At 35.3% G+C, this 8567-nt stretch carries 6 protein-coding genes; all 6 read right to left on the reverse strand.

Annotation, left to right across the window (positions count from 1 at the left end):
* Nucleotides 1–1547: sigma-54 interaction domain-containing protein (locus tag V7149_RS20265; protein ID WP_335347401.1), on the reverse strand; the 1547-nt coding region annotated here is incomplete at its 3' end.
* Nucleotides 1548–2077: 530 nt separating this feature from the next.
* Nucleotides 2078–2647 (reverse strand): DoxX family protein, encoded by a 570-nt coding sequence (locus V7149_RS20270; RefSeq protein ID WP_438824135.1) that lies wholly within the window; start codon nt 2645–2647, stop codon nt 2078–2080.
* A 596-nt stretch (nt 2648–3243) separates the two neighbouring features.
* Nucleotides 3244–4134 carry a sulfurtransferase gene (locus V7149_RS20275; protein WP_335347403.1) on the reverse strand — a complete coding sequence of 297 codons (891 nt, stop codon included), beginning with the start codon at nt 4132–4134 and terminating at the stop codon, nt 3244–3246.
* Nucleotides 4135–4466: 332 nt separating this feature from the next.
* Entirely contained in the window at nt 4467–5219 is a 753-nt protein-coding gene (locus tag V7149_RS20280) for an SDR family NAD(P)-dependent oxidoreductase (RefSeq protein WP_335347404.1), read from the reverse strand.
* 363 nt (nt 5220–5582) lie between these two features.
* Nucleotides 5583–6728 carry an N-methyl-L-tryptophan oxidase gene (gene solA / locus V7149_RS20285; RefSeq protein ID WP_335347405.1) on the reverse strand — a complete coding sequence of 382 codons (1146 nt, stop codon included), beginning with the start codon at nt 6726–6728 and terminating at the stop codon, nt 5583–5585.
* Between the two features lie 255 nt (nt 6729–6983).
* A complete protein-coding gene (locus V7149_RS20290; RefSeq protein ID WP_335347406.1) occupies nt 6984–8471 on the reverse strand; it encodes an aldehyde dehydrogenase family protein in 1488 nt (495 codons plus the stop codon).
* Nucleotides 8472–8567 lie beyond the last annotated feature (96 nt).

The following is an 8567-nucleotide window of genomic DNA, read 5'->3' on the forward strand; positions in this document are numbered from 1 at the left end:
TGATAAAGATCTCTAATATATTTCGGTAAACTATTAATAGTAATTAATTCACCAATCTCTAGCTGAACAAAATGATGTACTACATTTTGAAGCTCTCTTATATTTCCTGTCCAGTGATAGTCTAGTAATATCTCATATACCTCTTTCGATAATCTCTTAGGGGATCGTGATAACTGTTTTGAAAGTGACTTTAAATAGTACTCAATCATAATAGGAATATCCTCTTGTCTCTCTCGTAAAGGAGGAATTGTAATAGGAATGACATTAAGCCGATAGTATAAGTCTTCTCTAAATTGGCCATTAGAAACAAGTTCTTCAAGATTTCGATGAGTGGCAGTAATAATCCTTACATTTACTGGGGTGCTTTTTGTATCTCCAATTCTTTCAATTTTCCTTTCTTGCACAACTCTTAATAATTTTGATTGAAGTTGAAGGGGGAGATCTCCGATTTCATCAAGAAAAATCGTTCCCTGATTAGCGAGTTCAAATCGTCCAGGTTTATCTGTATTTGAACCTGTAAAAGCCCCTTTTACATGGCCAAATAATTCACTTTCTAAAAGCGTCTCTGGTATAGCTGCACAATTTAAAGCAATAAACGGTCCGTCTTTTCTTTTACTTGCACTATGGATTGATTGTGCAAATACCTCCTTTCCGGTACCACTCTCCCCTCTTAATAAAACAGTTGTATCACTTGGTGCTACACGCTTTGAAATTTCAATCACACCTTGGATAGATGCACTCGTACCTTTTACATCATGAAACGAGTAAAGAACCCTTTGTTCATTTATCTTCTCTTTTTGCTTTAATACAGGGGATAATTGTAAAAGGTAGGACGTAATCCGTCCGGATGTCAAAAGAGGTTTAATTTTCACTAAGTAATTTTCCTGTTTTTCATTCGAATAATTTGCTTTTAATGTTATTTTTAGATCCTGCTGAGATCTTGTCTTGGAGATTTTAGTCCAGTCCGAATCAATTAATAGTTCTTTAATATTTAATCCAATTAACTCTGTTTTTTCTTTTTTTAACTTTGAACATAATGAGTTGCTAATGTTATGGATGATTCCATCCTGTCCAACCAATATGATAGTTTCATTCAAACATGAGAAAACTCCATTCATTTCCTCTTTAAATGAAATGTTTTCCTCTTTTAATTCTGCATTTTCAAGTTTGAGGCTAATCCACTCACTACATATAACCAACTGACCTTCTATCCTATTAATATTGTCAATTAACCAATCTTCCTGTCCATTAATCGGCGTAATTAAAATAAAACCTATCACTCTCTGATTAAGTATAATAGGTGTAAAACTTGCCGCAGTTACCTGACAGTTATCTTTAAAAGAACAGGAAGCGCATATACTACTTTCATCTTTACTTTTCACGAATGCATTAATCCCTGTCTTTTTTACTTTAGGAACAATCTGACATTGAGTAGGTATCGCAATAGATTCACTATTAGGTAATACTAGTTCGCAATTAACCGGAAACAGATTAAAAAAGTTTTTAATAGCCATCTTCAACTCTAGAATATTTGTCTCAGCTACCATTCTTCCCCCTCCTCATAAATTTTTGAATAGTTCTAATATTATCATAAAAACATCTAATTCTTTTCATTTAGCAAATAAAATCATTCAAATTCCATTTGATCAACGCCCCCCCCCTTACTTTTTCACTTTTTTTACTATCAATCTTCTATTAACTTGAATAGAGATCAATGGCAATTTCGTAGCATTAATTATAGAGAACTGCGCTAGCAAGTTCTCCCCTGTGTCAGCTCGAACTTGGTGATATGCTTCTTTGAATAGGCTCCGTTTGGCCTACTTTACGGATAAAAAATACTCACCGTGCCGAAGCAAGGTGAGTATTGTCTGAGTTTTATTTGTATTTTTATAACTATATATTCACATTTTTAACAGCTAGTTTGTTAATTTTATTAAGGGTAAATCCCTATTTCGGCAATAAAATAACAAGAGTTGTTCCTAGGACAAGTTTTTAAATTTCGGTAAATAAATCCACCTTTAAACTCCCTACTTCTAGCCACAAAAGCACATTATTTATTGTGATTCTTCAATCAATTTTAGTTTGACTTATTGATAGAAGATTTCATAATAGAAGTGCCTTTATTCCACGGTGTACCTAAATAAGGTAGCGCCCACCTATCTAACCCGTACCAACCAGCGACTTTCCATGCCATTACTAACCAAGTAGCCAAAATAAATAAAAGTGGATTTGTGCTAAGTGTCCCTGCAAACAGGAAGCTGACATTCATCAACGAACCGAAAAAAGCGGCAATACCAGTTAATAAGCCAAAAATTAATCCTAATCCTACTAGCACTTCTCCGTAGGCTACGAGATAACCGAATGTAGAAGCGTTTGGGAGGACAATATTTTCTAAAAACATTGCATACCAGCCTGTAACGTCTTTTCCTTCCTCAGCCTTTGCTAATGCTCCTTTAACAAAACCTTGAACTGCAGCACCTGCGTTATTTCCTGTCCAATTATCGTCAGTAACTTTATGCCACCCTGCATTTATCCACGCATAACCGACATACAAACGGATGACAAGCCAAATATGAGCAGACTGTGTATTATTGAATAAAAACATTGATACTGGGTTTTCTGGAATAGAGATTGGGCGTTTAGCCATCTTCATTACCTCCTGAAAATAGAATTTTATTTCTTGGGAAAATCTTGGATTTAAAGTTAACTCTTTTCTTAACTTTGACAATAACAATCCTTGAAAAAACTCTTTTCAAGTTGAAACAAAAGGAATGACGTTGTGCAGAAAGCCTAGAAGTATGATAATGAATATAACTGGGTTGATAATTACTAGAAGATTTTTATTGAGTATTTTCTAAGAGGATAAATTACATAAAATTTCTTTTCTGTACAAAAAATAAGTGTTTTTACTCGCAACAATTCCATTATATGATTACTGACCTAAAATTCAACAGTTTTTACATATTATTCACATTAACGAAATAAATTTTAAAGCTTCAGCATAATTTTCCTCTATAGGATTGAAAGGAGTTACTGACTTCACAAAAAACACTTGGGTTATAATAAATGATCCATTATAGCCTTTATAAATGTTCTTTCCCATATTTATGGAACGAGTATTTCAAAAAAGGATCAATTTCATCACGGGAGCTAAAGCTGATTTATAAGAAGAACCCGAAAAAAAAGAGCATCTGCTATTTCCTAAGCAGATGCTCTTTCAACTACCCTTTTTTAATTAATACCTTACTTAGTTTCGAGTGGCAATGACGGATCTTTTGCCCATTCTGTCAAAGAGCCATCGTAGATAGCTACATTTTTTTGCCCAAGTTTATTTAAAATTAGAGCATTCCAAGTAGCTGCAATAGCACTGCCGCAATACGTAATTACTTTCTTGTTTGGTTCGAGTGCTCCAATTTCTTCGAATTTTTTGCGAAGATTTTCCTCATCATAAAGCTCTTTTGTTTCTGAATTAGAATGTGAACCAAAGAATACGTTGACACTACTTGGGATATGACCGCGCCTTCCGTACGTATTTACTTCTCCGTTATAATGTGCTTCTGTCAAACTATCAATGATAATCACATCCTCATCATTAATAGCTTTCAGAACCTCTTCCTTTGTAACAAATAATTCTGGTCTTCTTACCCCAGTGAAATTTCCTTTTGGATAGGAACCAGGTTCGGCTGTAACAGGGCGTTTTTCCTCCAGCCATTTTGGAAAACCTCCATCAAGAACGGCAACATCCTCAAAACCTTCGTAACGTAATTGCCACGCAAGACGGGAAGCCCAATGGGATGCAATAACAGGTGCATTTACAATCGCTCCCTGATCATAAATCACTACATAAGTCCCTTCTTCTACACCAAGTTCACTAATCTTTTGTACAAATCTTTCACGAGAAGGAGCAGTAAAGGTAAATTCCGAATCAGGATCAGAAAATTCATTATATAGATCAGCAAAAACTGCTCCAGGAATATGCCCCTTTTCATAAGCTTCTTTACCCGACCACACATCATAATATCCATCTTTCTCAGGATGTTTTAAAAATGTTGTCGCATCCAGTAATCTTAAATTAGGATCATTCAATCTTTCTGCCAGCCATTCTGTTGTTACTATTAATGGTACCTTACTCATTAAAAAACTCCTCCTCTAAAAGACAATTTATTATTTATATATAAAAAAACAAAGCTTATAAAACATATATATTTACTCGGTTTAATGTTTATTCAAATTTTATCATTCCATATTTCATTTATCAAATAATAAACCTGTTGTACTATTTGCTTTTCAAAAGTACCCTTTAGAATTCAATTAAAAAATGAAATAATTGAACAAAAGAAAAGAGCGCGTTTTGAAAAAAGATTGATCAAAACACGCTCTTTATATATCTATAAACTACCCCATATTTATTTTTTCATCAAAAGTTAAAACAGACAACCTCAAGCTTAGAATGTTTTGCTGAAATCTTACGCTCCCATTCCACCGTCAACTCTATACTGAACTCCTGTGATAAATGAACTTTCATCAGAAGCAAGGAACAGTACTAAATTAGCAATATCACTTGGTTCACCGTAACGTCCTAATGGAATAGCCTTTGCTAAATCTTCTTGTTCTACATTCAATCCATCTTCTAAAGAACGCATCATTCTTGTGTTAACAGGAGATGGATGAATTGAATTCACACGTACATTAGCATTTGCTACTTCTATTGCGGATGCTTTTGTTAATCCCACTACTGCATGCTTTGAAGCAATATAAGGTGATACTCCCGGACTACCTTCTAGTCCTGCAACAGATGAAGTGTTGATAACACTGCCATAGCCTTGTTTAGTCATAACTGGTAGAACATATTTCAATCCTAAAAATACTCCACGTACATTGACGCTGATTACTTTATCGAAATCCTCAATTTTTTGATCCACAAGAGGTGCTACTTTTCCTTCGATTCCGGCATTGTTAAAGAATACATCGATTTTCCCAAAGTGTTCAAGTGCTTTTTTAACATAGTTTTCTACATCCGATTCTTTTGAAACGTCCGCTTGAACTGTAAGAACTTCACCAAGTGAGGCTAGTTCATCTTTTGCTTTAAGAAGGGATTCTTCAAATAAATCTACTAAAACCACTTTAGCTCCTTCTTTTAGAAATCTTTCTGCTACTACTTTGCCAATACCACCTGCTCCACCTGTAATGACAGCAACTTTTTCTGATAGTCTTTCCATAATGCATTCCCCCTGAGTTCGTATTATTGGCTAAGTGCTTTGAATTAAATTATTTTTAATTAGAGATAATTGTAACTCTAATTTTTAGATAAATCAAAGAAAGCGACTTTTGTTTTAGTATTTACCCACTCTACCATTACTACTTCCTTCACAGTTCAGGACTTGAACCCTTGAGTCTTCACCTATGCTAGGCAAATTTTTTTTAAAAAACACTTCACAAATCAGTATTTTACTGAAAAAAGAATCCATTTTGATAAAAAGATTGATCAAAATGGATTCATATCTAATAGATTTAAGTATCGGTTTAATAAAAGTTATGTTGCTCCAGAATCACTCCCTAATGGGAAGGATAAAATATTTCTATTAGCTAGTAAAGCAGTTCTCTTTAAATCTATTGATTGAAAATGGCGAAATGTTTTGTTCTGACTTCCCAGAAATAATTAATTCACTTATAATCTGACCAACAACACTGCTAAATTTAAAGCCATGCCCTGAGAAACCCGATGCAATAGCCACGTTTGGATATGTAGGATGCAAATCGATAATAAAATTTTCATCAGGGGTAAGTGTATACATACATGTTTTACCATACTTTAATTTTAGTTTAGAAGGCATATAGGCATTCAAAAATTGTATTAAATCTGCTTCATCTTCTTCTATTTCACCAAATCCTAGTATGAATTCATCTGGATTTATTTCTTCCCCTCCATCATGACGACCTACCTTTAATCCAGAACCATTGATGCTTGGAAAGCCATAATAAAGGCCTTGAGATGTCTCAAATGCAAAAGCTGGAAAATCCCGATGATTATATAAGTGTTCATCGGCTTCGAACCATGCAAATGTTTTTCTAACCGGTTTAAGAGGAAGGTTCAAATCTAACATGGAAAGGAGACTACTTGACCATGCCCCTGCTGAAACGACTAATGCCTCAGAATAAAAAGTCTGGTCCTCGGTCTTGACTGTTACTTTTTTGTCATGAACTACTATTTCTTTCACTTTACTGTTTGTTAAGATGGAAGCTCCGTGCAGCTCAGCAAGCTCCCGGTATGCTTCAATGCATTCCTCGCATTTTAGCACTCCTGATGTTGGTTCAAAACACCCAACGAAATCGTTAGGTAAAGCGATACCAGACCAACGCTTATTCACTTCACTTGAATCTAGAACATCAAGTGGCAGCGTATATCTCTTTGAACTAGAGATGATGTTTTGGATGAAATCTGATTTTTCATTACCAACGTTGAGAACTCCTGTCTGGAGAAACAATTGTTTTCCAGTATCATTCTCTAAGTCATGCCATAATTCTTGGGCTTTGAGAGCTAACGGAACATACTCTTCCCCTTCTCCATAAGCATGCCTAATAATTCTAGTGTCTCCATGGTGACTCCCCTTGTTATGTGGTGGATTAAAAGAATCTATTAATAGAGTTCTTTTTCCACTCTTTGATAAAAAATAACCTGCTGCCATCCCCATTGAACCTGCTCCAATTAAAATTACATCATAATGCATGCTACTAACCTCCATAAAAAAAATAGCCCTACAGATACAGTTATCAGTATTGATTTATATATCTATTATATTTAATATTCTAATACTTTACTTTATCCTTCTCATTAGTTTAAATAAACTATTCAGTAGATTTTCTACTATAGCTTCCTTTGCAACATTGTTTTGCTCAGTATACAAAAGTTTGGGAGTGATTAACTAAAAAAGGACTAGCAGATGATTTATTTGCTAGTCCTTTCGCTTATTAATAGTGTAAAATTAATCTTCCAAACTAATCCAAATTGTCTTTACTTGAGTAAAGTTCTCTAGAGCGTAAGAACCGTTATCACGTCCAATTCCAGACTGCTTGTAACCCCCAAAAGGAGTCTCAGCAGGCTCGAGTCCGTAACAGTTCACCCAAACTGTCCCGACTGCTAATTTATTTGATACTTTGTGCGCTGTTTTTACATTTTCAGTCCATATTCCAGCTGCCAAGCCATAATCCGAATTATTTGCCCGTTCCACTACTTCATCAATTGTGTCGAACGGAAGAACAACGGCAACTGGTCCAAAAATCTCTTCTTTTACTATGGTCATTTCCTCTGTTACATTGACAATAATGGTTGGTTCAACAAAGTATCCTTTTTCAAGCCCTTTTCCGCCACCTGCAACAATTTGAGCACCTTCTGCTTTTCCTTTTTCAATGTAATTCAACACTCGTTCCTGCTGTTGTTTCGATACAAGTGGCCCCATCTCCGTTTCAGGGTCTATACCATCACCAAGTTTTACATGTTTTGCAAGACTAGCTAACTGATTCACTACATCTTCAAAATGTTTTCTGTGTACATAAATCCGGGAACCAGCACTACAATTTTGTCCATGGTTATACATAATTCCATTGAAAACACCTGGAATTGCTTTAGTTAGATTAGCATCTTCCATAATAATGTTTGGAGACTTACCTCCAAGCTCTAATGTAATATCTTTAACTGTTTCGGAAGCCCTTTTCATAATGTGCTTACCCGTTACAGTAGAGCCTGTAAAGGAAATCTTATCAATGTCTTTATGGTTAAGAATGGCTTCTCCAGCGATATTTCCAAAGCCAGGAACGATATTTACTACTCCATCCGGAAAACCAGCACGCTTAACTAATTCTGCAAAGTATAGTGCTGTTAAAGGTGTTTGTTCAGCTGGCTTTAGCACTACTGTACATCCAGTTGCAAGAGCTGCACCTAATTTCCACGCAACTAACATTAAAGGGAAATTCCAAGGCGCAATTGCACCAACAACACCGATAGGCTCATGTCGTGTATAAGTAACATATTCAGGTGAATACGGAATTGTTTGTCCGTAAAACTTCGTCGCCCATCCGGCATAGTATCTGAAATAATCTACCACTCCTGGTATATCATCTTCTAAAGCACGGATATATGGCTTTCCATTATCAAGAGATTCAAGTTGCGCCAGTACTTCTTTATTTTCTTCAATTAGATCCGCTAATTTTAATAACAGGTTTGCTCGTTCTGACCCACTTAACTTTGGCCAAGGTCCTGTTTCAAATGCTTTTCGAGCCGCCTTTACAGCTAACTCGATATCCTCTTCCTGCGCTGCACATACGGTAGCAATTACTTCTTCTGTCGCTGGATTAACTGTATCGAATGTTTTTCCACTTACAGAAGGGACAAATTCTCCATCAATAAATAAATACTTAATTCCTTTTAAAAATTGTTCGCTAAGCTTTAAATTTGGCAGTAATCTCTGAGACATAGTAAATTCTCCTCCCTAAGCTTGAAATGCCATTATTCTGAAACATATTTTCGGAATAATGGCATTTAAACAATCAAAATTTAATTAGCTTTACTT

It is taken from the genome of Bacillus sp. JJ1503, assembly GCF_036965125.1.
Classification (GTDB): domain Bacteria; phylum Bacillota; class Bacilli; order Bacillales; family Cytobacillaceae; genus Cytobacillus.

Excerpts from the sequence above, each read along its gene's own strand:
- V7149_RS20280 (WP_335347404.1), bottom strand. The coding sequence starts at position 5,219 with ATGGAAAGACTATCAGAAAAAGTTGCTGTCATTACAGGTGGAGCAGGT.
- V7149_RS20275 (WP_335347403.1), bottom strand. The coding sequence starts at position 4,134 with ATGAGTAAGGTACCATTAATAGTAACAACAGAATGGCTGGCAGAAAGA.
- V7149_RS20270 (WP_438824135.1), bottom strand. The coding sequence starts at position 2,647 with ATGGCTAAACGCCCAATCTCTATTCCAGAAAACCCAGTATCAATGTTT.
- solA (WP_335347405.1), bottom strand. The coding sequence starts at position 6,728 with ATGCATTATGATGTAATTTTAATTGGAGCAGGTTCAATGGGGATGGCA.
- V7149_RS20290 (WP_335347406.1), bottom strand. The coding sequence starts at position 8,471 with ATGTCTCAGAGATTACTGCCAAATTTAAAGCTTAGCGAACAATTTTTA.